Raw genomic sequence first — 25,383 nt, 5'->3', positions numbered from 1 at the left:
TTAAAAGACTAGAATTTGGGACAGGGAGGCAAAGAGATGGACCGAAGCCATCAGTATGGTCGTTTTTACAAAGAAATTAAGCCAGCTTTGAAAAGCAAGGTGGAAGAATTCAAGATTTTCGGTTATGAAAAAGTAAGCGAAAAAGATTTATGGGATTACTTAACGAAAAAAAATGGAAGAAATTGAAGGAAGATATTCATCTGTATGAAATTGTAGCTGATATACTATCTGTCAAAATTGGAGATTTGATGAACTTCACTACAGTAGAAGCCTTTAAGATGGGGGATTTTGCGATGGATGATGAAGAGGAGCGGAAGCAGCTGCTTAAATAAGGATTAGTTCTTATTAAATATTCCTAATAATTAGACTGGTATTCATAGATCCATTTTTCGCTCTTTTTCCTTTAAGTCAAGACAAGTTCCTGTATTGAATTCCTGGAGCGGATTTTTTATATCATTTCGTCTTAAAGTTAAAAGTTTTTCATTATCCCAAAAAGCTTAATTGACAGTTTTTTTAATCTGATACATAATTAAAATGCTATAAATTGGTTGCCTTCATATGTTTCCTGTAGTCTTAATGTTTTTAACTGCCTGGCAGCATGATTTTTTGTGCGCAAAATAAGGAGGATTTCTACATAATGGTAAAACGCAGCCGCATCGTGGTCTTCTTTTTGTTAGTTTTGCTAATTGGAAGTGCCATGGGTGCAACGACCCAGAATATCTTGAACAATATAAAGCTAGGACTTGACCTTCAGGGTGGGTTTGAAGTTCTCTATGAAGTTACACCCCTACATGGGAAAAAAGGCGACAAAGTTGACCGGGAAACTTTAAAGAGTACAGCAAACGCCCTGGAACGAAGGGTTAACGTTCTCGGAGTAAGTGAACCGAATATACAAATTGAAGGAGATAACAGGATTCGTGTTCAGCTTGCTGGTGTAAAAGACCAGAGTAAGGCTAGAGAAATCCTCTCCACCGAAGCAAACCTGACATTCCGTGACGTTAACGACCGGATTATGATGGACGGAAGCGACCTGGCTGAAAATGGAGCGAAGCAAAGCTTTGACCAACAAAATAAGCCAAGTATCTCCATTACGTTAAAAGACGGGGATGAGTTCGGTAAGATCACGAAAGAAATACACAGCATGGCTCCTGAAAACCAGCTTATTATTTGGCTTGATTTTGAGGAGGGAAAAGATTCTTATAAGGCAGAAAGAATGAAGCCAAATCCAAGATTCCTTTCCAATCCAAATGTTGATCGTGTTTTAAATCAGAAAAATGTTGAGATAACAGGAACTTTCACAATAGAAGAAGCCCAGCAGCTTGCATCATTGCTTAATGCTGGATCGCTTCCAGTTAAGCTTGATGAAACTTACTCAACATCTGTTGGTGCGAAATTCGGTGAACAGGCATTAAACGAGACGATTTTCGCGGGCATAATAGGTGTTATCGTTATTTTTGCATTTATGCTTCTTTATTACCGTTTACCAGGTTTCATAGCAATAGTAACACTGTCGATTTATATTTACCTCATCTTGTTGATCTTTGATTGGATGAATGGAGTATTGACGCTTCCGGGTATTGCAGCTTTAATCCTAGGGGTTGGTATGGCGGTAGATGCCAATATTATCACCTATGAACGGATTAAAGAAGAATTAAAGATCGGCCGCAATATCAAGGCCGCCTTTGATGCAGGAAGCAAAGGGTCATTGTCAACGATCCTTGATGCTAACTTGACGACTATTCTTGCTGCAATCGTATTGTTTGCATATGGTACAAGCTCAGTAAAAGGCTTCGCGACGATGCTGATAATCAGTATTCTCGCAAGCTTCATCACAGCAGTATTTGGCGCACGCCTATTCCTTGGCCTGTGGGTTAACAGTGGTTTATTCAAAAATAAGCCATGGTGGTTCGGAGTTAAGAATGAAGAGATTCATGATATTTCCGAAGGCTTGGATTCATTGGATTTGCGTACAAAATTCGATCGTTTTGATTTTGTTAAACATAGAAACAAATTCTTCATGGCAACAGGCATTATCCTAGGTCTTGGACTTATCGCATTATTGATATTCCGACTTAACCTTGCAATTGATTTTGCCAGCGGTACAAGAATTGAAATTCTATCAGACAGCAAACTCACTGCTGAGCAGGTAAAAGAGGAACTTGCAAAGGTAGATATCAAAACAGATGATATCGTCATCTCTGGCGATAAGGGTGAAGTAGGGGTAGCAAGATTAAAAGGTGTGTTAAGCAAGGAAGAAATTTCGACCCTTAAATCGCACATCAAAGATGAATTTGGTGCTGAGCCGAATGTCGGAACAGTTTCCCCTACAATTGGTAAAGAATTGGCAAAGAATGCGATGATTGCCCTGGTTATTGCCTCAATCGGCATCATCATTTATGTAACGGTACGATTCGAGATGTACATGGCCCTTGCAGCAATTGTAGCATTGCTTCATGATGCATTTTTAGTCATTGTTGTTTTCAGTATTACACGATTGGAAGTAGACCTGACATTCATCGCGGCGATCCTGACAATTGTCGGCTACTCCATTAATGACACGATTGTTACCTTTGACAGGATGAGGGAGAATATGGTGAAGAAGAAGCGCCTGAAGACTCCTGAAGATATTGCAGAAGTAGTTAATACAGGTTTGCGCCAAACGCTGGGACGTTCGGTCAACACTGTTTTAACCGTAGTCATTACTGTAGTTGCTTTACTGATTTTCGGCAGCGAATCCATTTGGAATTTCTCATTCGCATTGCTTATCGGTTTGATTGCGGGTACCTATTCTTCTATATTTATCGCAGCTCAGCTCTGGTACGTTTGGAAAAATAAAGAGCTTAAGAAGAAGGGCACAATCAATACCTATAAAGAAAAGAAAGTATACTCAGACGAGCCTCAAGTATAAATGAATGTATTTGTAAAATACCACGGGAAACCGTGGTATTTTTCTTTTTGGTTAGAACATCCATTTTTCAGGATAAAATAATAGGAATGCCGAAAGACTAATTGCGTCGGTTTCTTGCCGGTATACATATGAATTGTGGAGCTGGGAGGTAATATACCATTGGAAAAAGATGTGCGATTTAAAAAAGCGGAATTTGCTGCCATGGTTGGTGTAGTTGGGAATATTTTATTAGCTGTCTTAAAGTGGGTGATCGGTGTTTACGCAAACAGTACAGCGCTTGTAGCCGATGCGGTGCATTCTGCCTCGGATGTTGCTGGCTCACTTGCTGTTTACATTGGGCTAAAGGCAGCGAAAGCTCCGCCAGATGAGGACCATCCATATGGACATGGAAAGGCTGAATCGATCGCTGCTATTATTGTTGCCGTCCTGCTGTTGCTGGTAGGTGTGGAAATTGGCAGGTCTGCAATTGAATCCTTTTTTAAGCCTATTGAGGCACCAAAATCGATTGCAATTGTTGCGGTCATCGTTTCAATCATCGTAAAAGAGGGAATGTTCAGGTATAAATACAGGCTAGGTAAACAATTGAATAGTGACGCTTTGATTGTAAATGCCTATGAACATCGGTCTGATGTATATTCATCGCTCGCTGCCCTGGTTGGAATCAGCGCTGCGGTCATTGGCGGGAAGCTGGGGATTGGGTGGCTTGAATATGCTGACCCAGTAACAGGATTGCTTGTAGCCATCTTCATCATAAAAATGGCCTGGACACTTGGCAAGGAATCGATTCATAACACTCTTGATCATGTAATGCATGAGGAAGATACAGAAGAATTCAAAACTATTGTTCGATCTATTTCAGATGTGAAAAAATTGGATGAGTTACATGCGAGGGAACATGGACATTATGTGATCATCGATTTGAAAATATCCGTGGATCCACATATCACAGTTGAACAAGGGCATAGAATAGGTAAATGTGTCAAAAAGAAGCTTATGGAAAACATGAATGTCCAAAATGTCTTCGTCCATATAAATCCTTTTAGCGAGGATGGGAGTTTCGAGGATAACATTGACATTCAATAGAAAAAAAGGGGTTGAGGAGAATGAAATTTCAATGGACACTGCTGCTTGGTATCGCCTTTGCACTGATTGTGGCCGTATTTGCCGTCATCAATGTAGAACCAGTAACAGTTAACTATTTATTTGGCGAAGCAAAATGGCCATTGATCCTGGTTATTTTAGGCTCAGTGCTAATGGGAGGCATCATTGTAGGGTCAGTCGGACTCTTCAGGATGTTTGTCCTACAGCGTGAGGTCAAAACCTTAAAGAAGCAAAACCAGGCGTTAGAACATCAGCTTAAGGAAAATCATATAACTCAGGAAGAACCATTGCATGGCATTGAGGATATTCATTGAGTGAAAGACAAAATGGCAGCTTTTTCAGCTGTCATTTTTTTTGCTGTAATTAAAGTCAATGTTGATATCTACCACCTGGTGATTGGAGCGGGAAGCGAGTGCCTGAAGCGGAACCAACAGCTAATTTATCATAGCCTAATCAAAAATAGTTCCACACTCTTAGCATTCATTGTCATTGAAACAAGGACAAGGCTTTTGTATAATAAAAAAGCTGAGAGGTGAACGTATGTTAAAGCCAAAATCAAGGTGGATTGTAAAGCAATCTGACCAGTCTAAAACAGAGTCACTCGCAAAAGAACTCAATATTACCCATCTGACTGCTTCTCTGCTTGTCAATCGCGGACTGGATACCGTGGAAGATGCCCGGTATTTTTTATTTGGACAAAAAAGCAATTTCCATGATCCATTTTTATTAAAAGATATGGACAAGGCAGTAGCACGTATAAACAAAGCAATAGAAATACAGGAGCCGATCTTAGTATTCGGTGATTACGATGCAGACGGTGTGAGCAGTACAACGGTGATGATGAAAGCCCTGAATGAATTGGGGGCTAATGCCGATTACTACATACCAAACCGTTTCACAGAAGGCTATGGCCCGACCGAAAAGGCTTTTAAAATGGCGGCTGAAAAAGGGATAGGCCTGATCATAACAGTTGATACGGGCATTTCCGCCCTACATGAAGCCCAGGTAGCAAAGGATCTTGGCATAGATCTCATCATAACGGATCATCATGAACCAGGGCCTGCACTTCCGAATGCCTTTGCGATCATCCATCCAAAGCTTGAGGATAGTGCCTACCCATTCAAGGACTTAGCTGGTGTAGGCGTAGCGCTAAAGGTCGCTCATGCACTGCTGGGAAGGCTGCCTGAGCATTTGCTTGAATTTGCTGCGATTGGAACAATTGCTGATCTTGTCCCGTTGCTCGGTGAAAACAGGCTCATTGCCTTAAGCGGTATCGCGCAAATGAAAACAAGCCAGACACCTGGTTTGCATGCATTACTAAAGCTTGCCAAAACAGAGAAATCGGCAATAGATGAAGAGACAATTGGTTTTTTAATCGGACCAAGGGTGAATGCTGCTGGACGGTTAGGCAGTGCAGATCCTGCGGTACAGTTAATGATGACATCAGATTCTGAAGAAGCTATGATGCTTGCTGAAGAAATTGATTCCTTAAACAAAGAGCGGCAGAACCTTGTGGCCGAAATCGCCCAGGAAGCCATCAATGAAGTGGAAACCTATTATCCAGTGAAGGATAATTCTGTTCTTGTTATCGGTAAAGAGGGATGGAATGCGGGTGTTATCGGGATTGTGGCATCAAAGCTGGTAGAAAAATATTACCGGCCTGCGATTGTCCTGAGCTTTGACAAAGAAAAAGGGCAGGCAAAAGGATCAGCTAGAAGCATAGCGGGGTTTGACCTGTTTAAAAATCTATCTACTTGCAGAGACATCCTGCCGCATTTTGGAGGCCATCCTATGGCAGCCGGGATGACATTGGAACTTAATAATGTGGATGAACTGAGGGAGAGGCTTAATGGGCTGGCTAAGGAGCAGCTTAAAGACGAAGACCTCATTCCTGTATCCCATATTGATGCTAAAATTGGCATCAATGAGATAAATATTGCCACCATCAACGAGCTTGGACTGCTCTCACCATATGGCGTCAGTAATCCAAAGCCGAAAGTGCTTATTGAAGAAGCGAATATATCCACACTAAGGAAAATTGGATCGGACCAGTCACATTTGAAGCTTTCTCTTGAGGATGCCGGGAAAACGATCGACAGCATCGGTTTTGGCTTCGGACACCTTCATGACCACATCTCACCAAGCTCGAAAATGTCTGTTATCGGAGAGTTGTCCATCAATGAGTGGAATAATATCAAGAAACCCCAGCTTTTTCTTAGGGACGCTGCTGTAACGTCATGGCAGCTATTCGATTTCAGAGGACTTAAAAGAATTGAGAAACTTCCTGAAATGATTTTAGGTGAAAATGTTAAATGGGTTCTTTTTAATGCTGAGTTGAAGGATAAATTTTCTGCTATTTTAGGAGATTCTCTTTTGTTGATTTCTTCTGAGCAAGAAGCAGAAAATCTGGAGATCGATTTATCAAATGTCGTATTGCTGGACCTTCCGCCATATAAAGAACTTCTGGTAAAATTATTGTCGGGCAAAAATCCAGGCAGAATCTATGTCCACTTTTATAAAGAAAATAGCGAGTTTTTCACTACGATGCCAACAAGGGAACACTTCAAATGGTTCTATGCTTTTCTTTCCAAGAAAAGCCCATTTGACCTGAAACGTTATGGCGGTGAGCTGGCAAAGCATCGCGGATGGACAAAAGAAACAATAGAATTCATGTCACAGGTGTTTTTTGAACTAGATTTTGTTAAAATAAACAATGGGTTTATTTCACTTGAAAAAGATGTCCCTAAAAGGGATTTAACTGAATCCACAACATATCAGCACAAGGTGCAAGCATTTACTCTTGAAAATGAGTTGCTCTATTCATCATATGAGCAATTGAAGGGTTGGTTTGATCAGCTCATTCAGGAGTCGGTGAAAAATGAGGAGGCAATTATTCAATGGATTTGAAACAATTCATCACAATCGTTCCCGATTGGCCAAAGCCAGGCATTAAATTTAAAGATATCACAACTTTAATGGACAATGGCGAGGCATATAGATATGCAACTGACCAGATCGTGGCTTATGCACGTGAAAGGCAAATTGATCTTGTAGTAGGACCTGAAGCTCGCGGTTTCATCATTGGATGCCCGGTTGCTTATTCACTTGGAGTAGGTTTTGCTCCAGTGCGCAAGGAAGGCAAACTTCCTCGTGAAACGGTGAAGGTTAATTACGGTCTAGAATACGGCAGTGATGTATTGACAATTCACAGGGATGCAATCAAACCAGGACAAAGAGTACTGATTACTGATGATTTGCTTGCAACAGGCGGAACAATTGATGCAACGATTAAACTAGTAGAAGAACTTGGCGGAGTCGTAGCAGGAATCGCGTTCTTGATTGAGTTGACTTACCTTGATGGACGTGAAAAATTGAATGGATACGATATCTTAACCTTGATGCAATATTAATGAGAATGGGCGCTTCACTCCGAAGTGCCCTTTTGTTATTCTTGTGTATGTTTAACGGGTTTACATACCAAATTATGCAAGTCCCAGGAGCAAAGCCACGAGTGGGCTTGCGGGACGCTCTGAGAAGAATTTGTCCATGAGAAACGGGAAGTAGAGTTTTTTCATCATTATTTAAGGATGAATTTTACCTTGTGAAAGTTGGCACTTGGACTTTTTCCTATTTCTTTTTAGCGTAAAGCGAATGCCTGAAGCAGAAATCCACAGTCAAGTTAAAAACTAAAGTTCAAAAACTTAGGCTCTGTTAAAGTTGAATGTTGATTTTTAAGCCCTGTTGATTGCAGTGGAAGGCGCGTAGACTCCTCCGAAAATGCTAACGCATTTCCATCGTGCGTGGGCAGGTTCGAGGAAGCAAATCAATGTCCTGCGGGCTCAGCGCCAGCCCCGCGGAAAGCGAAGCGCCTGGAACGAAAATCAACAGTCTTATTTAAAAGAGCCAAAACTTAAAAATGAATGATAATCATCAAATTATTATAACTTTCGACAATTTTTTTAATTTCTGCTGTAAAATATCTTCCTTTCTCTTTACATCTTTGATTTTTTCTTTGATAATAGTAACAATCCATTATAAGAATCATTATTTATATTAATGGTTTTTTAAAATATAAGTCGATTTTTCTCTAAATCCCGTATGAAGAAATGCGGGTTAATATAATGAAATAAAAATTAGGTGATCCTATGGCGAATGACCAGGTAATGACAGCAGAACAAGTCATTGACTGTACTAAATCATATTTGAATGATGAACACGTGAAATTGGTAATGAAAGCATATGAGTTTGCCAGACAGGCTCATCATGACCAATTCAGAAAATCCGGGGAACCGTATATCATCCACCCAATCCAGGTAGCGGGAATTCTTGCTGACCTGGAAATGGATCCAGCAACGGTTGCGGCTGGTTTTCTTCACGATGTCGTTGAAGATACAGAGGTTACCCTTGATGATTTAAGACATGCGTTCAATGATGAAGTGGCGATGCTTGTTGATGGCGTTACGAAGCTGGGTAAAATTAAATACAAGTCGCATGAAGAACAGCAGGCGGAAAACCACCGGAAGATGTTCGTTGCGATGGCACAAGATATCCGGGTCATCCTGATTAAACTTGCAGACCGTCTTCATAATATGAGGACTTTAAAGCATTTGCCGCTTGAAAAGCAGCGCAGGATCTCAAATGAGACTCTTGAAATATTCGCACCTCTGGCACACAGACTGGGTATTTCAAAAATCAAATGGGAACTTGAAGATACAGCATTGCGCTATTTAAATCCGCAACAGTACTATCGGATTGTCAATCTGATGAAGAAGAAGCGTGCGGAACGTGAACAATATTTGGATGAAGTCATTGTAGAGGTAAAAGAAAGGCTTCATGAGGTTTCAATTAAAGCTGAAATTTCGGGAAGACCAAAGCATATTTACAGTATCTATCGAAAAATGGTTCTGCAAAACAAGCAGTTCAATGAGATTTATGACTTATTGGCTGTGAGGATTGTAGTAAACAGTATCAAGGACTGTTATGCAATCCTGGGGATTATTCATACCTGCTGGAAGCCAATGCCAGGCCGTTTTAAAGATTATATCGCTATGCCAAAACCAAATATGTATCAGTCGCTGCATACAACTGTCATCGGACCAAAGGGAGACCCACTTGAAGTCCAAATCAGGACAGATGAAATGCACAGAATCGCTGAATTTGGGGTGGCGGCACACTGGGCATACAAAGAAGGGAAGCCGGTAGAAGGCGCCAACTTTGAGACCAAGCTATCATGGTTCAGGGAAATCCTTGAGTTCCAGAACGATACTGCCAATGCAGAGGAATTCATGGAATCTCTTAAAATTGACCTGTTCTCTGATATGGTATTTATTTTTACTCCTAAGGGTGATGTAATCGAATTACCTGCAGGATCTGTGCCAATTGACTTTGCATACCGGATCCATTCGGAAATTGGGAATAAAACAATCGGTGCTAAGGTCAATGGCAAGATGGTCACTCTTGATTACGAGCTAAAAACTGGCGATATCATTGAGATTTTGACGTCTAAACATTCATATGGTCCGAGCAAGGATTGGCTGAAGCTTGCCCAGACTTCACAGGCTAAGAATAAAATCCGCCAATTTTTCAAGAAGCAGCAAAAGGATGAGAATGTTGAAAAAGGCCGGGAGCTATTGGAAAAAGAGATTCGTAATATGGATTTTGATGTCAAAGAGATTCTTACTTCTGATAGCCTAAAAAAGGTTGCGGAAAAATTTAATTTTACGAATGAAGAAGATTTATTCGCGTCTATCGGCTACAACGGAATCACTGCATTGCAGGTAGCAAACAGGCTTACAGAGAAGCTCCGCAAGAAGCGTGATCTTGAGCAGGAAAAAGATATAGCGAACGCTGTTTCAGAACTTAAGGCTTTTTCTCCTGTCAAAAAGCGGGAGTCAGGTGTCAGGGTTTCTGGCATTGATAACTTGCTCATACGCCTATCTCGTTGCTGCAATCCTGTTCCTGGGGATGAGATAGTAGGATTTATCACGAAGGGCAGAGGGGTTTCGGTACACCGTTCAGATTGTACAAATATCCATACAGACGATGCCCAGGCAAGACTGATTCCAGTGGAATGGGAAACAGCTCTGAATGATCGGAAAGAATATAATGTTGATATCGAAATCAGCGGATATGACCGGAGAGGGCTTCTTAACGAAGTTCTCCAGGCTGTTAATGAAACAAAAACGAACATCTCGGCCGTCTCCGGGAAATCTGACAGAAATAAAGTGGCGACAATTAATATGTCCATCGCAATCCATAATGTTAACCATTTACAAAAGGTTGTAGACCGGATTAAACAAATCCCTGACATTTATGCTGTCAGAAGGATGATGAGTTAAGGAGAGTCACAAATGCGTTTAGTAGTACAGCGTAGCAAAGAAGCTAAAGTAACAGTGGAGGGTGAAGTGACGGGCTCCATTGCGAAAGGATTTGTTGTCCTTGTCGGCGTGACGCATGAAGACAAGGAAGAAGATGCAGCATTTCTTGCAGAAAAGGTTGCAAATTTGAGAGTCTTTGAAGATGAAGCCGGGAAAATGAATCTTTCACTTCTTGATGTAGGAGGGGAGATTCTTTCCGTTTCACAGTTCACTTTGTACGGTGATTGCCGTAAAGGCCGTCGTCCGAACTTCATGGATGCAGCAAAACCGGAACATGCACTTTCCATTTATGAAGCCTTCAATCGATTCCTTAACGAAAAAGGAATCAAGGTAGGTACTGGTGTTTTTGGTGCGATGATGGACGTTCAGCTTACTAATGATGGCCCAGTAACATTAATCATTGACAGTAAATAAGAACAATAAAGAAGGGATCCCGCAATCATTGTGTGGGACCCCTTCTTTTTCGGTAAAACGATTAATTGTTATTCTTAAAATAGCGCGCCAGTCCATCAAAGATACCATTTGCAACAGCTTGCTGGTATTGAGAGGTACTAACTAGCATTTCCTCTGCTGGATTGCTCAGATACCCTAATTCCACAAGGATAGCGTTTTGTCTGTTCTCCCTGAGGACATGGTAATCGCCAAAGCGAGTGCCGCGATCCTTAAGCATCGTCTTGCTGATCACCGATGAATGGATTTGCTCTCCTAAAGGCTTTTGGTTTGAATTGTAATAATAGGTAGTCATGCCTCTTACACTGCGGTCATTTGTGCTGTCAAAATGGAGGCTGATAAATGCGTCGGCATTCTGGTAATGTGCTGTGCTGACGCGGGAACCGAGTGATATGTAAGAATCATTATTCCTGGTCATGATTACATTCGTTCCTGAAGCTTTAAGCTTGTCATATACAAGCTGGGCTGTTTTTAATGTCAGCGATTTTTCCAGCGTTCCTCTTACACCTGTTGTTCCATTATCCCTGCCCCCGTGGCCTGGGTCGATTACGATTGTCCTATTTTTTGTATGCATCTCTGCGCCAGGTTTTTCTATTTGTCCTGAGTTGCCCTGAATGGAAACAATCCAGCCTGCCACAAAGCCTGTTGTCCCATTGCGCAGTGAAATTTCATACCAATCATTCTTGACGCTGATTACCTCGAATGCATCTCCCTGATTTGCACGGGAGACCACCGCACTGCCAGTGCTTGGTCCTTTACGGATGTTGGTGCCATCGTGCAGGATATTAACACTGCTATTCTTCACAGGCTGATTAGGGCTAATGACTGGTCCGTTCTTCGTCTTCTCGAAAAACCACCCAGCTGCCCATCCTGTTTTGCCAGGCTTGTATTCGATTTTTACCCAGTTATTCACTTCCTCTATGATTTGAAAGCTTTGTCCCTGGGTGATAGTACCGATCACTTTGCCGTCAAGAGCATTGCGGTTCCTTACATACAGCTGTGAGGCTGTTACAGTGCCTGAATATTGGCTTGCAGGTGAATATGGCTGCTTTTTATCGGACGGTGTGTTTTTGTTCACCTTAAGAAATTGGTCGCTTACCCACGCTTTTTTTCCTGAATATGTAATTTCAGCCCAGCCGTTAGACTGAGAAAATACGGAAACCTCTGCTCCGCGTTTTAAGGATCCTATTGTTTTTGCGTTAGTAGAAGGCTTTTCACGTACATTCAAAGAGTCAGCAGTAACTACGCTTTTGGTTATTGAGTTTCCATTGTTTACTGGAGTACCAGTTTCTTTACTATCTTGAACCGTGATGATAAATTCCTTTGCTACCCAGCCCTGCATTGCTGAGGTGCGCACTTCGGTCCATTTATTATTGGAATTCACTATTTCTACAGCTTGTCCACTATTCAAAGACCCAATAACTTGAAATTCGGTCCCAGGACCTTTTCTGACTCTCAGCCCGTTGGCGGTTACGCTTCCAGGCGTGCTCCTTGGGATTTGCGTAACAGCAGGCTGTACATTGGCTTGCATTTCAGTAAACCATTCTGCAACCCATCCCTTTTTGTTGCCATCCAGATTGATCTGGATCCAATCACCTTCTTGCTTAATGATTGAATACTTTTCTCCCTTTTTAACCGAGCCCGCAACCGGGTAGCTTAAGCCGGGACCTTGTCTGACATTTAAGCTTGTAGCAGTAATTGTCAGTCTTCCATTATCCGCTTTTGCGATTTCTAAAGCTGGCAGGCTCCCGAAAATAAGCAAAAGGCAAAGGATGACTGGAACCATTTTATTTTTGGGCAATGCTCTCCCTCCCTATAATATATCTTTAAAAATATATTACCGGAATTTACCGGCAAAATCACGAGGTCTTTTTCCTTATATCGGATTTAACAGAGAAAAATTAACTTTATAAAATTTCATGAAAAATTTTTAAAAGGATGGGAAGAATAGTTAGGAATAAAGAATGGAAGGTGATTACATGCGATTTAGTGAGAAGGGAATGGCCAGTTTCGGAGAAAATCAATTATTTGGCGTCGATTTTCATGATTTTATCCAGAAGGAACAAGGCTCTCATGTTGTGGAATTAGCATCTGAGTTCGGGCTTTCACTCCGTGACGTAAGAAAATTAAAAAAACAGCTTGAACGTTCGTGAATTGTTTCATCCAATTCCAGCTATTGGCCTAGTGGGACGGAACAAGGCGCTTTCACTTTTTGTTCTTGACAATCGAAAATGGACTCCGTAATATAATATAAATAAAATATCATAGCGAAATAATACCGTTGATGGAGCACAGTAGCTGAGAAACACATGCCCAGAGAGGGAATGCCCTGGCTGAAAGCATTTCTGCATGATGACTTTGTGAATGAACACTCCGTAGGATCTTTTCTGAACCATGGCAATTGAGTCATTAGTAGGAGAGGACGTACTCAGGCGTTAACTGTTAAAGAGGAAGTGCGTTCAGGCGCCTTCAATTAGGGTGGCACCACGGGAATCAAAGCTCTCGTCCCTTGTTATTATAGCAAGGGATTGGGGGCTTTTTTGTATTTCTTTAAATAGGATAGTTTCGCATTGAGTCAACAGTTTACCAAATGAATCGTACATAACTAGAGTGAATTAAAAAGGAGGATGCACTGTGTCGAATCAAATTAATATCCCGCGTGGAACACAGGACATTTTGCCAGGCCAGGCTGAAAAATGGCAGCTTATTGAAGCGAAAGCTAGAGAGCTATGTGAACGATACCAGTATCGTGAAATCCGCACACCAATTTTTGAACATACAGAATTATTTAAACGCAGTGTAGGGGACACAACAGATATTGTCCAAAAAGAAATGTACACTTTTACAGACAGAGGAGACAGGAGCCTGACTCTTCGTCCAGAAGGAACGGCGGCAGCTGTCCGTTCATTTGTAGAAAACAAAATGTTTGGACACGCAAATCAGCCTGTAAAGCTTTATTACATGGGACCGATGTTCAGGTATGAACGCCCACAGGCTGGACGTTTCCGCCAATTTGTCCAATTTGGCGTCGAAGCCATGGGCAGTGCGGATCCAGCCATTGATGCAGAAGTAATTTCTCTGGCTATGTCCATATACCAGGAGCTTGGTTTAAAGAAGCTTAAATTAGTCATAAACAGCCTCGGAGACAAACAAAGCCGGCAGGCACACCGTGAGGCGCTGGTAAACCATTTTAAACCGCGGATTGGAGAATTTTGCAACGATTGCCAAAACCGTCTGGAAAAAAATCCGATGCGGATTCTGGATTGCAAAGCTGACCGAGATCACGAATTGATGAAATCGGCTCCATCGATCATCGACTATTTAACTGATGATTCAGCACAATATTTCTCAAAGGTCACTAAATACTTGACTGATCTGGGAATTGAGTTTGAAGTGGACGCAAATCTCGTTCGCGGCCTGGATTACTATAATCACACTGCTTTCGAAATCATGAGCAATGCAGAAGGATTCGGGGCCATCACAACGCTTTGCGGCGGTGGACGATATAATGGCCTGGTCGAAGAAATTGGCGGGCCAGAAACACCGGGTATCGGCTTTGCTTTAAGCATTGAAAGGCTGCTGGCCGCTCTTGATGCAGAAGGTGTAGAGCTACCGGTAAAAGAAGAGATCGATTGTTATCTTGTCTCCCTAGGAGATACAGCGAAAGATTATACTGTGGGACTGCTTCATAAATTGAGAGCCGCTGGATTCTCAGCAGAACGGGACTATCTCGATCGGAAAATCAAGGCTCAATTCAAGGCTGCCGATCGATTGAATGCCAAATATGTTGCTGTTTTGGGGGAAGATGAATTAAAAGAAAATAAAATAAACCTAAAGTCCATGGCAGATGGAGAACAAATCGAACTGCCGCTTGAAGGTTTTATCGACAAATTCCGGGAGATTTGCAAATAGAGGGGGAGTTTAAATGTTTGGGAGAACATATTTTTGCGGTGAAGTAACAGAAAAAGCAATTGGCGAAAAAGTTACATTAAAGGGTTGGGTACAAAAGCGCCGCGATTTGGGCGGACTTATTTTCATCGACCTGCGTGACAGAACGGGTATTGTCCAGATCGTGTTTAATCCGGATGTTTCACCAGAGGCTCTTGCCCTTGCAGAGAAAGTCCGTACTGAATATGTCCTCGACGTGAAAGGAACTGTCATTGCCCGTGGCGAAGGAACGATTAATGAAAACCTTAAAACAGGTAAAATTGAGATCCAGGCAGAAGAGCTGACGATCATCAATGAGGCGAAAACAACTCCATTTATCATTGCTGACAAAACGGATGTTTCAGAGGATGTCCGTTTAAAGTACCGCTATTTGGACCTTCGCCGCCCGGTGATGTTCGAAACCTTTAAAATGAGGCATCAGGTGACGAAAGCAATCCGTGATTTCCTTGATGGGGAAGAATTCCTGGATGTTGAAACACCGATCTTAACAAAGAGCACTCCCGAGGGAGCTAGAGACTATTTAGTTCCAAGCCGTGTTCATCCTGGTGAATTCTATGCTCTTCCGCAATCACCACAGCTATTCAAACAGCTAATGATGGTGGGGGGATTCGAGCGTTATTATCAGATTGCCCGCTGCTTCCGTGACGAAGATTTGCGTGCTGACCGCCAGCCGGAATTTACACAGGTGGATATTGAAACCAGCTTTATGAGCCAAGAAGATATCCTTGCGCTGGCAGAAAAAATGATGCAAAAGGTTATGAAGGATGTTAAAGGCATTGAATTGCCTGCACCATTCCCACGCATGGGCTTTGATGAGGCGATGGACCGATTTGGCTCTGACAAGCCAGATACACGCTTCGGGATGGAATTGATCGACCTTTCTGAGACAGTAAAAGATTCTGGCTTCAAGGTGTTCGCATCAGCAGTCGAAAACGGCGGCCAGGTAAAGGCCATTAATGTAAAAGGAGCAGCAGCAAACTACTCTCGTAAGGACATAGATGCACTTACTGAATTTGTGAGTGTCTATGGTGCGAAAGGTCTTGCGTGGCTTAAGGCTGAAGAGGATGGACTTAAAGGGCCAATTTCTAAATTCTTTGTTGATGCTGACCAGCAGGCTCTTAAAGAAAAGCTCGATGTCGAAGCAGGCGATCTCCTTCTGTTCGTTGCCGATAAGAAGAGTGTCGTTGCAGACTCACTTGGTGCATTGCGCTTAAAACTTGGAAAAGAGCTTGAACTAATTGACCAAAGCAAGTTCAACTTCCTTTGGATTACGGACTGGCCGCTTTTGGAGTTTGATGAAGAAGCAGATCGTTATTTTGCAGCTCATCATCCATTCACGATGCCAGTGCGTGAGGACCTTCCTTTGCTCGACAGCGATCCAGCTAAGGTAAAAGCTCAGGCATATGACCTAGTATTGAATGGCTATGAATTAGGCGGTGGTTCACTGAGGATTTTCGAACGTGACATCCAGGAAAAAATGTTCTCTGTACTTGGCTTCACCAAGGAACAGGCTGTTGAACAGTTCGGCTTCCTGCTTGAAGCATTCGAATATGGAACGCCACCACATGGCGGAATTGCTCTAGGCTTGGATAGAATGGTCATGCTCCTTGCTGGCAGAACGAACCTTCGCGACACAATTGCGTTCCCGAAAACTGCTAGCGCAAGCGACTTGCTGACTGATGCTCCAGGAGAAGTCAGCGGTGCACAGCTAGACGAGCTTCATTTGGCGTTAAATGTAAAAAAAGACCAATAATATCCATTGGTCAATTCCTTGAACTTCATTTTAGCCTGTGTTATTATACTAACAACAGATGAAGAGTCCTGATGTGTTCGTTGTCTAACCTGAAGTTTTGACCTAACATTTTTCCTTCGGGAGTCCGCGTTTTCGGGCCGCGTAAATGCCTCTGGCTAGAGGACTTACAGAAATCCGGAACAGGGCACCCACCTGCTGAGAGCGGGTTCAAGACGAAGGCACCCAAAACGACGGCACGATTGGGACTCTTCCTACATAACTCAAGTGAAAACCATGCGAACCGCATGGTTTTTTTATTTTTCATATCCCCAGAAAGAACACAAATACTTTAATTCCTATAAAAATACTTGAAATTAAAGTTGAGTATGTTATATTCAAAAGCGGGTATAGTTATTAACACCAATTAATACATGTTTGGAGTGAGTTTGAATGCTTCATCAATTTTCGCGAAATGAATTGGCCATTGGAAAAGAAGGCCTTGATATAATGAAAAACAGTACTGTGGCAGTATTAGGAATCGGCGGGGTTGGTTCATTTGCCGCAGAAGCTCTAGCAAGGTCAGGCGTTGGAAGGCTCGTGCTTGTTGACAAAGACGATGTTGATATAACAAATGTAAACAGGCAGCTGATTGCCTTGCTTTCAACTGTTGGAAAGCCTAAGGTTGAAGTGATGCGTGACAGGATTAAGGATATCAATCCTGACTGTGAGGTAATTGACTTAAAGATGTTCTATACGGAAGAGACGTATGAACAATTTTTCAGCTACGGACTTGATTTTGTGGTCGACGCTTCCGATACGATTTCTTATAAGATACACCTTATCAAGGAATGTCTTAATCGGGGAATTCCAATGATTTCAAGTATGGGTGCTGCAAATAAGATGGATCCTACCCGTTTCATGATTGCGGATATTTTCAAGACTCATACTGACCCTCTTGCAAAGGTGATTCGTACACGCCTGAGAAAAGAAGGTATCAAAAAGGGAATACCAGTAGTTTTTTCTGATGAAAGCCCAATTGTGATCAGAGAGGACGTACGAAAAGAGGTAGGTAACGACAATGCGGAAATACGAAAAGCGAAGATGCCTCCATCTTCAAATGCTTTTGTACCTTCGGTGGCAGGACTGATCATGGCTAGCCACGTTGTGAAAGAGATTTTAAAGGATGTAGAGATTAAGCGAGTGAATGATTAAGAATGAATTATGAGTAGTAAAGCGGATGGGCAATTACAGCCCATCCGCTTATTTTTTACCAGTGATTTTTTCATAGATCATTGCCAATGCCTGTTCGAATTTACCTGTCTTTTTTGGCTTGTAATATACCTTGTTCTTAATTCTGTCAGGCAGATACTGCTGCTTAACCCATCCTCCCTCGTAATCATGCGGGTAAAGATAGTCGACGCCTCTGCCCAGGTCTTTTGCTCCCTTATAATGGGCATCGCGTAAATGGTCGGGTACTTCGCCGCTGATCCCTGAGCGTATGTCTGCCATTGCTGTGTCAATTGCGACAATCGCAGAATTTGATTTTGGCGATAGGCACAATTCTATAACCGCATTTGCCAGTGGGATCCTTGCCTCGGGGAAACCTACTCTTTCCGCAGCTTCGATTGCCGCCAGGGTCCTTTGCCCAGCCTGGGGGCTGGCAAGTCCAACATCCTCATAGGCAATGACCAAAAGTCGCCTGTTTATGCTCACAAGGTCGCCAGCTTCAATTAATCTTCCAAGATAGTGAAGAGCGGCATTAACGTCACTGCCTCGGATTGATTTCTGAAAACCCGAAAGCACATCATAATGGGCGTCGCCATCTTTATCATGAGCGAGGCTTTTCTTCTGCATACACTCTTCGGCTGTTCCTTCATTAATAATGATTACTCCGTTTTCACCTGGTTCAGTAGACAGTACTGCAAGCTCAAGGGCGTTCAAAGAACTTCGGACATCACCGCCAGAAGCTGTTGCGAAATGGGTAAGCGCTTCTTCTGATATCGAGATATTTAAGTTTCCTAGACCTCTTTCTTCATCTGAAATCGCTCTTTTTAAAGCTTCTTTTATATCATTTGGCTCGAGTGGTTTAAGCTCAAAAATCTGGCATCGGCTGCGAATCGCCGGATTGATAGCATGATATGGATTGCTTGTTGTAGCACCAATCAAAACGATCATTCCATTTTCAAGGTACGGAAGCAGGAAATCCTGTTTCGCTTTATCAAGGCGATGTACTTCATCAAGCAGCAATATGACCTTTCCTGACATCTTTGCCTCTGCAGCAACGATTTCCATATCCTTTTTATTATTCGTTACAGCATTAAGTGTTCTGAATGCGAAATTCGTACTGCCGGCAATTGCGCTAGCAATCGAAGTTTTACCTATGCCGGGCGGTCCGTATAAAATCATTGAAGACAGCTGCCTTGCCTTGACCATTCTATTTATAATTTTTCCTTCAGCTACCAGGTGCGACTGGCCAATCACTTCTTCAATCGTCCGGGGGCGCATCCTGAAAGCGAGAGGTTTAAGATTCATATCCATCGCTCCAATAAAACATATATTCGTATCTATACAATAACACGAACGGCACACTTGCGCATTGTACATGCAATTTGTGCTATAATGTCAAAAGCCTACCTATTAACTGAGGATTTTGTTAAAATTTAATTATAAATGCCGCATGGGGCATAAATATATAATCTGTAAACAATGAAATAGAGGTGCTTTTATGAAAATTTCTACTAAAGGCCGGTATGGACTCACGATTATGATTGAACTTGCCAAGAAATATGGGGAAGGCCCTATTTCCCTAAAGTCAATTGCGCATACTAATGATTTATCAGAGCATTACTTAGAACAATTAGTCGCTCCGCTAAGAAATGCAGGTCTTGTTAAAAGTGTTCGCGGTGCATATGGCGGCTACATTCTGGGAGACTTGCCTTCAAAAATTTCGGCTGGTGACATTATCCGTGTGTTGGAAGGCCCGATTAGCATTGTAGAGGGAATCGAGGACGAGGAACCTGCGAAGCGTGAGCTATGGACGCGAATCAGGGACGCGGTGAAGGATGTACTTGATAATACTACAATCGAAGATCTTGCAAACCATACAGATAACTTTGGCGAATCGGACGCCTATATGTTTTATATTTAGTTTTTTACAGTGAAAATCTTCTGAAGAGAGGGTATTATTTTGGAAAGAATTTATCTGGACCATGCTGCAACTACACCGATTCATCCTGAAGTCTTAGCCGCGATGGTAAAAGTGATGGAAGCTGATTTTGGCAATCCATCAAGCATCCATCATTTTGGCCGTGAAGCACGCAAAATCCTGGATGACACTAGGCATGAACTTGCAGTCAGCATTGGTACGAAAGCAAATAACATCATTTTCACAAGCGGTGGAACGGAAGCAGATAACTTGGCGATTATCGGTTATGCGGAAAATAATCGTACAAAGGGTAAACATATCATTACGAGCCAGATTGAGCACCATGCTGTTTTGCACAGCTGTGGAGAACTGGAGAAGCGTGGGTTTGAGGTTACGTATCTTCCTGTCGATGAGAATGGCTGTGTTTCTGAGCAGACAGTCGCCAAGGCTTTAAGGGAAGACACCATCCTCGTAACGATCATGCATGGAAATAACGAGGTTGGCTCAATCCAGCCAATCCGTGAAATCGGTGAACTGCTTTCGGGACACCAGGCCGCTTTCCACACGGATGCTGTACAGGCATACGGAATTGAAAAAATGAGGGTCGATGATTTGCAGGTAGACCTTATGTCCGTTTCGGCCCATAAAATCAATGGACCAAAAGGAATAGGTTTTCTATATATCCGTGATGGAATTAAGCTGGCCCGTCAGGTGTTTGGCGGTGAACAGGAGCGGAAACGACGGGCAGGGACTGAGAACGTCGCTGCGATTGCTGGCTTCCGTAAAGCTGTTGAGCTATCTATAAAGGAACTAGAAAGTAAACGTACTGATTATAATGAGTTCAGGAATGTGTTCATTGACAAACTTCATACGAGCGGAATCTCTTTCCATCAGAACGGATTGCTTGAAAATTCACTGCCGCATATTTTAAACTTAAGCTTTCCGGGAACGAATGTCGAGGCGATGCTAGTCAATCTTGATCTCGCTGGCATAGCTGCATCAAGCGGCTCCGCATGTACGGCTGGTTCGATTGACCCTTCTCATGTGCTCGTAGCGATGTTCGGAAAGGAATCTGACCGTTTAACCAATTCGATCCGTTTCAGTTTCGGTTTAAATAATACAAAAGCTCAGGTTGAAAAAGCTGCAGAAGAAACAGCTAAGATTGTACAGAGGCTGACGAAAAAAAGGTAACAGTCAGGGAAAATAGTTTTGAAAGAAAAGAGGTGAAGCATAATGGGAAAATCACCAAAAAATACTAGAGTGGTGGTTGGGATGTCTGGGGGTGTCGACTCCTCAGTAGCTGCGCTGCTTTTAAAGGAGCAGGGATATGACGTCATCGGTATTTTTATGAAAAACTGGGATGATACGGATGAAAACGGCGTTTGTACGGCAACAGAGGATTATGAGGATGTAATCCGTGTCTGCAATCAAATTGGCATTCCTTATTATGCAGTTAATTTTGAAAAACAATATTGGGATAAGGTTTTCACTTATTTCCTCGATGAATATAGAGCGGGCAGGACGCCAAACCCTGATGTTATGTGCAACAAGGAAATCAAATTCAAGGCATTTCTTGAGCATGCCCTTAATCTAGGTGCAGATTATCTTGCAACGGGCCATTATGCACGTGTGGAAGACCGCGATGGTGAACGGAAAATGCTCCGCGGCCTTGATGAGAATAAGGATCAGACTTATTTCTTGAACCAGCTCGACCAAAGCCAGTTGGAAAGAGTCCTTTTCCCAATCGGGAACCTGGAGAAAAAGCGGGTCAGGGAATTGGCAGTAGAAGCAGGTCTTGCCACTGCTACAAAGAAAGACAGTACAGGCATCTGCTTTATCGGCGAAAGAAATTTCAAAGAATTTCTCGGCAATTACCTTCCAGCCCAGCCAGGAAACATGGAGACGATGAGCGGTGAGGTAAAAGGGAAACATGACGGTCTGATGTATTACACAATTGGACAGCGCCAAGGTCTTGGAATCGGCGGATCAGGTGAACCTTGGTTTGTCGTTGGCAAGGATTTAGAACGCAATGTTCTGCTTGTCGAGCAAGGTTTCCATAATGAACTGCTCTATTCTGACAGCATCACGGCGGTCAATATCAGCTTTGTTTCAGACAAGCCAAAACCAAAGGCCTTTGAATGTACAGCTAAGTTCCGTTACCGCCAGCCAGACAATGCAGTGACTGTTGAAATGCAAGAGGATGGCACAGCGAAAGTGTTATTTAAAGAACCGATCCGGGCTGTGACTCCTGGACAGGCAGTCGTATTTTACAACGGCGAAGAATGCCTTGGAGGCGGAACGATTGACGAGATTTTCAAGGATGGCAGCAAATTGACTTATGTCGGATAATAATCTTGAATTCATCCCCGGCGACTTAGCTTCGCCGGGGATTCTTGCATGAACATAGGGTAACTTAAAAGGCGAAGGTTTATGATATACTTGCATGGAGATTGGAGTGGAAAAAATGGATAAAAACCAGGCAGGAATCCAGTTTATGAAGGAAGGTAAATGGGAGGAAGCGGCTCAGGCATTCATGGAAGCCATTGAAGCCCAGCCAGCTGATCCTGTAGCATACATAAATTTCGGGAACGTACTGACTGCAGTTGGTGATACCGATAGAGCTTTGAACTTTTACAATAAGGCAATCACCCTTGATAAGGATGCCACCACTGCCTATTACAGCAAAGGCGGCGTTTATTATGATGCGCAAAATTTCGAAGAAGCCAAAAACATGTTTGAGCTGGCAATGAAAAAAGGTCTCGAAACAGGAGACAATTACTTCATGCTAGGAATGAGCCTTGCACAGATGGGGAATAGCAGGCTTGCTCTTCCTTATTTACAGAGAAGCACAGAGCTCCTTGAAGATGACGCGGAAGCGCATTTTCAGTATGGATTATGCCTTGCTCGAGAAGGTTTTATTGACGAAGCGATTACTAGCCTTGAGATGGCAGTGCAGCTAGACGCACTGCATGCCGATGCTCTTTATAATTTAGGGGTTGCTTATGGTTTTAAGGAAGATGGCGAAAAAGCCCTGGAAATGTTCAATCGCGCCTTAAAAGTTCAGCCAGATCACTTGCTGGCTGGACATGGCAAAAAGCTGATTGAGGGGCAGAATCTCCAGTAATACACATGAATCTGCAGAAAGGGGGAAATCCATTGGATAAGCAAGACTCGCTTGATTTGTTTTCAGAGCAAGGAAAGTTCATGAAGGGAAAGCACCTTGTCACTATTTTTCATAACGAACAAAACCTTTACACAGTACTAAGGATCAGGGTCGAGGAAACGAATGAACAGTATGAGGATAAGGAAGCGGTCATTACTGGTTATTTCCCCCGTGTCCACGAGCAGGAAACCTACATATTTTTTGGTGAAGTGAAAGAGCATCCGAAATTCGGAACACAATTTCAGGCTACTCATTTTCGAAAGGATTTACCGCAATCAAAACAGGGCATCGTCAGCTATTTATCGAGTGAACTCTTTAAGGGAATAGGTAAAAAAACAGCCGAGAAAATCGTGGAAACACTTGGAGAAAAGGCGATAACAAGAATTATTGAGAACCCTTCAGTACTTGACCAGATTCCAAAGCTTGCACCTGAAAAGGCTAAGGACTTATACGATACACTGATGGAGCACCAGGGACTTGAACAGGTAATGGTGGCACTTAATCAATATGGCTTTGGTCCGCAGCTCTCGATGAAAATCTACCAGGTATATAAAGAGCAGGCAATCGAAGTGATCCAGAACAATCCCTATAAACTCGTCGAGGACATTGAAGGAATCGGCTTTGGGAGAGCGGATGAGCTTGGGAGCCAGCTTGGGTTGACTGGCAATCATCCAGACCGTATAAAGGCTGCCTGCCTGTATACTCTTGAAAGTTCGAGCTTACAAGGCGGGCATGTTTTTATGGAAGCGAAGTCATTACTGGTCGATGTGAAAAAGCTTTTAGAAGACAACCAAAATATCGAGATTGAGTTCACAGATATCTCCAAAGAATTGATTCAGTTAGGTGAAGAAGGCAAGCTGATTGCCGAGGAACAGAAAATCTATCTGCCATCCCTTTATTATTCAGAACGAGGGCTTGTGAAAAATATTAAAAGAATCCTTGAACAGACAGAATATGAAAACCAGTTTCCTGAATCGGAATTCCTGCTTGCCCTTGGTAATCTGGAAGAACGACTGGGGGTCCAATACGGTCCAAGCCAAAAGGAAGCGATCCAGACAGCACTGATGTCGCCGATGATGATTTTGACAGGAGGACCAGGAACTGGGAAGACCACTGTCATAAAAGGGATTGTCGAATTGTATGCCGAATTGCATGGCTGTTCACTGGATCCTAAGGATTATAAAAAAGAAGAACCCTATCCATTCCTGCTTGCCGCCCCTACAGGCCGCGCCGCAAAGCGAATGACTGAATCAACTGGGCTGCCTGCCGTGACGATCCACCGGCTCCTTCGCTGGAATGGAGCATCAGGGTTTGAACATAACGAGGACCAGCCTCTGGAGGGCAAGCTTCTGATTATTGATGAAACTTCAATGGTTGATATCTGGCTTGCACATCAATTATTCAAGTCACTGCCAGACCATATTCAAGTAATTGTGGTTGGCGATGAAGACCAGCTTCCTTCTGTAGGACCTGGTCAGGTGCTCAAAGATTTACTCGATTCCGGAAGGGTTCCAACGGTTCGTTTGACGGATATTTACCGTCAGGCAGAAGGATCATCCATCATCGAACTGGCGCACCAAATTAAAAAAGGGAAATCTCCAGGTGATATTTCCGTACAGAAGCCTGATCGCTCTTTTATCAAATGCAATACGAACCAGATTCCCCAGGTAGTCGAAAAGGTCGTTGCCAATGCAAAGAAGAAGGGGTATTCACCGCGGAATATCCAGGTCCTTGCGCCGATGTACCGAGGACCTGCGGGAATTGACCGTTTGAATGAGCTTTTGCAGGAGTTGTTTAACCCTAATCCCGATGGTTCGCGGAAAGAACTGGCTTTTGGAGATATTAAATACAGGATTGGCGATAAAGTTTTGCAGCTTGTGAATCAGCCTGAGGCAAATGTGTTCAATGGCGATATGGGAGAAGTAGTCGCTATTTTTTACGCAAAGGAAAATACCGAAAAACAAGACCAGCTAATTGTCTCATTTGATGGCATTGAGGTCACCTATAACAGGCCAGACTTATCACAAATTACGCATGCGTATTGCTGTTCCGTCCATAAATCCCAGGGTAGTGAATTTCCGATTGTCGTTCTTCCTGTCGTGAAAAGCTACTACCGAATGCTGCGCCGGAACCTGATTTATACTGCGATTACTAGAAGCAAACAATTCCTGATTCTGGTAGGCGAAGAGGATGCCTTGAAAATGGGAATTGAACGCGGAGAAGATACAGAGCGGAATACAACACTAGTCGAAAAGCTCGTTGAGATGCTTCCTGAGATTGGTGGAGAAGAAAAAGCAAAGGAAGAGATTTTTTCTGTTGATTCTTCTGATCGGAAGGTAGTAAATCTAGGGGCAAAAGAGAGTGCAAATGAAGAGGGAATTAATTACTTAGAAATAATTAAGAACGCAGACCCGATGATTGGCATGGAGAATGTCACTCCATACGATTTCATGGAGGAACGTGGAAGCTGAAAAATATCTGAAACCCGCTGATTAAATAGCGGGTTTTTTTGATAATACCAGTTAGAATCGATTTAATACGAGTTGGCTCGATTATAAT

General features: G+C 42.8%; 18 protein-coding genes, 1 other RNA gene, 1 pseudogene and 1 other annotated feature. Of the genes and pseudogenes, 18 read left to right on the top strand and 2 right to left on the bottom strand.

Translation table 11 applies throughout. The features are described from left to right. Window positions 1–36: 36 nt before the first annotated feature. From AABM38_RS17320 to dtd, 8 genes and pseudogenes are all read left to right on the top strand, one after another. Window positions 37–332, top strand: a pseudogene (locus tag AABM38_RS17320) (post-transcriptional regulator). A gap of 305 nt (window positions 333–637) precedes the next feature. Further along, window positions 638–2,908 carry a protein translocase subunit SecDF gene (secDF, locus tag AABM38_RS17315; protein ID WP_423407514.1) on the top strand — a complete coding sequence of 757 codons (2,271 nt, stop codon included), beginning with the start codon at window positions 638–640 and terminating at the stop codon, window positions 2,906–2,908. Between the two features lie 159 nt (window positions 2,909–3,067). Next, entirely contained in the window at window positions 3,068–3,991 is a 924-nt protein-coding gene (locus AABM38_RS17310) for a cation diffusion facilitator family transporter (RefSeq protein ID WP_423407513.1), read from the top strand. Between the two features lie 20 nt (window positions 3,992–4,011). Next, window positions 4,012–4,323, top strand: coding sequence for a LapA family protein (locus tag AABM38_RS17305; RefSeq protein WP_423407512.1), 312 nt, complete (start codon window positions 4,012–4,014; stop codon window positions 4,321–4,323). A 226-nt stretch (window positions 4,324–4,549) separates the two neighbouring features. Continuing rightward, window positions 4,550–6,916: a single-stranded-DNA-specific exonuclease RecJ gene (recJ, locus tag AABM38_RS17300; RefSeq protein ID WP_423407511.1), complete on the top strand. Its 2,367-nt coding sequence runs from the start codon at window positions 4,550–4,552 to the stop codon at window positions 6,914–6,916. Then, on the top strand, window positions 6,907–7,419 hold the full coding sequence (locus AABM38_RS17295) for an adenine phosphoribosyltransferase (protein ID WP_423407510.1): 513 nt from the start codon (window positions 6,907–6,909) through the stop codon (window positions 7,417–7,419). The genes recJ and AABM38_RS17295 overlap by 10 nt, the downstream gene beginning before the upstream one ends. Window positions 7,420–8,154: 735 nt before the next feature. Next, on the top strand, window positions 8,155–10,347 hold the full coding sequence (locus AABM38_RS17290) for a RelA/SpoT family protein (protein ID WP_423407509.1): 2,193 nt from the start codon (window positions 8,155–8,157) through the stop codon (window positions 10,345–10,347). 12 nt (window positions 10,348–10,359) lie between these two features. Then, window positions 10,360–10,800, top strand: a complete 441-nt coding sequence (gene dtd, locus AABM38_RS17285) for a D-aminoacyl-tRNA deacylase (RefSeq protein WP_423407508.1) — start codon at window positions 10,360–10,362, stop codon at window positions 10,798–10,800. A 61-nt stretch (window positions 10,801–10,861) separates the two neighbouring features. On the opposite strand, the gene AABM38_RS17280 is transcribed toward dtd, so the two are convergent. Next, window positions 10,862–12,637, bottom strand: a complete 1,776-nt coding sequence (locus AABM38_RS17280) for an SH3 domain-containing protein (protein WP_423407507.1) — start codon at window positions 12,635–12,637, stop codon at window positions 10,862–10,864. A gap of 178 nt (window positions 12,638–12,815) precedes the next feature. On the opposite strand from AABM38_RS17280, the gene AABM38_RS17275 reads away from it, so the two are divergent. The 5 genes from AABM38_RS17275 (at window position 12,816) to AABM38_RS17255 (ending at window position 17,728) form a co-directional block, all read left to right on the top strand. After that, the gene (locus tag AABM38_RS17275) at window positions 12,816–12,989 is read left to right on the top strand and encodes a hypothetical protein (RefSeq protein ID WP_423407506.1); all 174 of its coding nucleotides are present in this window, start codon (window positions 12,816–12,818) and stop codon (window positions 12,987–12,989) included. 119 nt (window positions 12,990–13,108) lie between these two features. Continuing rightward, window positions 13,109–13,349, top strand: a binding site (T-box leader). Between the two features lie 121 nt (window positions 13,350–13,470). Continuing rightward, window positions 13,471–14,748, top strand: coding sequence for a histidine--tRNA ligase (gene hisS, locus AABM38_RS17270; protein ID WP_423407505.1), 1,278 nt, complete (start codon window positions 13,471–13,473; stop codon window positions 14,746–14,748). Window positions 14,749–14,761: 13 nt separating this feature from the next. Continuing rightward, window positions 14,762–16,537 carry an aspartate--tRNA ligase gene (aspS, locus tag AABM38_RS17265; RefSeq protein ID WP_423407504.1) on the top strand — a complete coding sequence of 592 codons (1,776 nt, stop codon included), beginning with the start codon at window positions 14,762–14,764 and terminating at the stop codon, window positions 16,535–16,537. 62 nt (window positions 16,538–16,599) lie between these two features. Continuing rightward, window positions 16,600–16,787: non-coding RNA, 6S RNA (gene ssrS / locus AABM38_RS17260), on the top strand. Between the two features lie 179 nt (window positions 16,788–16,966). Further along, window positions 16,967–17,728, top strand: a complete 762-nt coding sequence (locus tag AABM38_RS17255; RefSeq protein WP_423407503.1) for a tRNA threonylcarbamoyladenosine dehydratase — start codon at window positions 16,967–16,969, stop codon at window positions 17,726–17,728. 48 nt (window positions 17,729–17,776) lie between these two features. Here AABM38_RS17255 and AABM38_RS17250 read toward each other — a convergent pair whose 3' ends face one another. Beyond that, on the bottom strand, window positions 17,777–19,048 hold the full coding sequence (locus AABM38_RS17250; protein WP_423407502.1) for a replication-associated recombination protein A: 1,272 nt from the start codon (window positions 19,046–19,048) through the stop codon (window positions 17,777–17,779). A 193-nt stretch (window positions 19,049–19,241) separates the two neighbouring features. On the opposite strand from AABM38_RS17250, the gene cymR reads away from it, so the two are divergent. The 5 genes from cymR (at window position 19,242) to AABM38_RS17225 (ending at window position 25,295) form a co-directional block, all read left to right on the top strand. Then, the gene (gene cymR, locus AABM38_RS17245; protein ID WP_423407501.1) at window positions 19,242–19,664 is read left to right on the top strand and encodes a cysteine metabolism transcriptional regulator CymR; all 423 of its coding nucleotides are present in this window, start codon (window positions 19,242–19,244) and stop codon (window positions 19,662–19,664) included. Window positions 19,665–19,703: 39 nt separating this feature from the next. After that, complete coding sequence (locus AABM38_RS17240; protein ID WP_423407500.1) at window positions 19,704–20,852, top strand: cysteine desulfurase family protein; 1,149 nt, start codon at window positions 19,704–19,706, stop codon at window positions 20,850–20,852. Window positions 20,853–20,894: 42 nt separating this feature from the next. Beyond that, the gene (mnmA, locus tag AABM38_RS17235; protein WP_423407499.1) at window positions 20,895–22,010 is read left to right on the top strand and encodes a tRNA 2-thiouridine(34) synthase MnmA; all 1,116 of its coding nucleotides are present in this window, start codon (window positions 20,895–20,897) and stop codon (window positions 22,008–22,010) included. Window positions 22,011–22,125: 115 nt separating this feature from the next. Then, window positions 22,126–22,785, top strand: a complete 660-nt coding sequence (locus AABM38_RS17230) for a tetratricopeptide repeat protein (protein WP_423407498.1) — start codon at window positions 22,126–22,128, stop codon at window positions 22,783–22,785. 32 nt (window positions 22,786–22,817) lie between these two features. Continuing rightward, a complete protein-coding gene (locus AABM38_RS17225) occupies window positions 22,818–25,295 on the top strand; it encodes an ATP-dependent RecD-like DNA helicase (protein ID WP_423407497.1) in 2,478 nt (825 codons plus the stop codon). Window positions 25,296–25,383: the final 88 nt, after the last annotated feature.

It is taken from the genome of Heyndrickxia sp. MSNUG (assembly GCF_049532715.1).
Classification (GTDB): domain Bacteria; phylum Bacillota; class Bacilli; order Bacillales; family Cytobacillaceae; genus Mesobacillus.
The sequence above is the reverse complement of the archived record's forward strand: the minus strand, read 5'-3'. Positions and strand labels throughout refer to the sequence as shown.

Coding starts and splice junctions, on each gene's coding strand:
- AABM38_RS17255 (WP_423407503.1), top strand. CDS start 16,967: ATGCTTCATCAATTTTCGCGAAATGAATTGGCCATTGGAAAAGAAGGC.
- aspS (WP_423407504.1), top strand. CDS start 14,762: ATGTTTGGGAGAACATATTTTTGCGGTGAAGTAACAGAAAAAGCAATT.
- secDF (WP_423407514.1), top strand. CDS start 638: ATGGTAAAACGCAGCCGCATCGTGGTCTTCTTTTTGTTAGTTTTGCTA.
- AABM38_RS17305 (WP_423407512.1), top strand. CDS start 4,012: ATGAAATTTCAATGGACACTGCTGCTTGGTATCGCCTTTGCACTGATT.
- AABM38_RS17290 (WP_423407509.1), top strand. CDS start 8,155: ATGGCGAATGACCAGGTAATGACAGCAGAACAAGTCATTGACTGTACT.
- recJ (WP_423407511.1), top strand. CDS start 4,550: ATGTTAAAGCCAAAATCAAGGTGGATTGTAAAGCAATCTGACCAGTCT.
- AABM38_RS17250 (WP_423407502.1), bottom strand. CDS start 19,048: ATGAATCTTAAACCTCTCGCTTTCAGGATGCGCCCCCGGACGATTGAA.
- cymR (WP_423407501.1), top strand. CDS start 19,242: ATGAAAATTTCTACTAAAGGCCGGTATGGACTCACGATTATGATTGAA.
- AABM38_RS17275 (WP_423407506.1), top strand. CDS start 12,816: ATGCGATTTAGTGAGAAGGGAATGGCCAGTTTCGGAGAAAATCAATTA.
- AABM38_RS17295 (WP_423407510.1), top strand. CDS start 6,907: ATGGATTTGAAACAATTCATCACAATCGTTCCCGATTGGCCAAAGCCA.
- dtd (WP_423407508.1), top strand. CDS start 10,360: ATGCGTTTAGTAGTACAGCGTAGCAAAGAAGCTAAAGTAACAGTGGAG.
- mnmA (WP_423407499.1), top strand. CDS start 20,895: ATGGGAAAATCACCAAAAAATACTAGAGTGGTGGTTGGGATGTCTGGG.
- AABM38_RS17230 (WP_423407498.1), top strand. CDS start 22,126: ATGGATAAAAACCAGGCAGGAATCCAGTTTATGAAGGAAGGTAAATGG.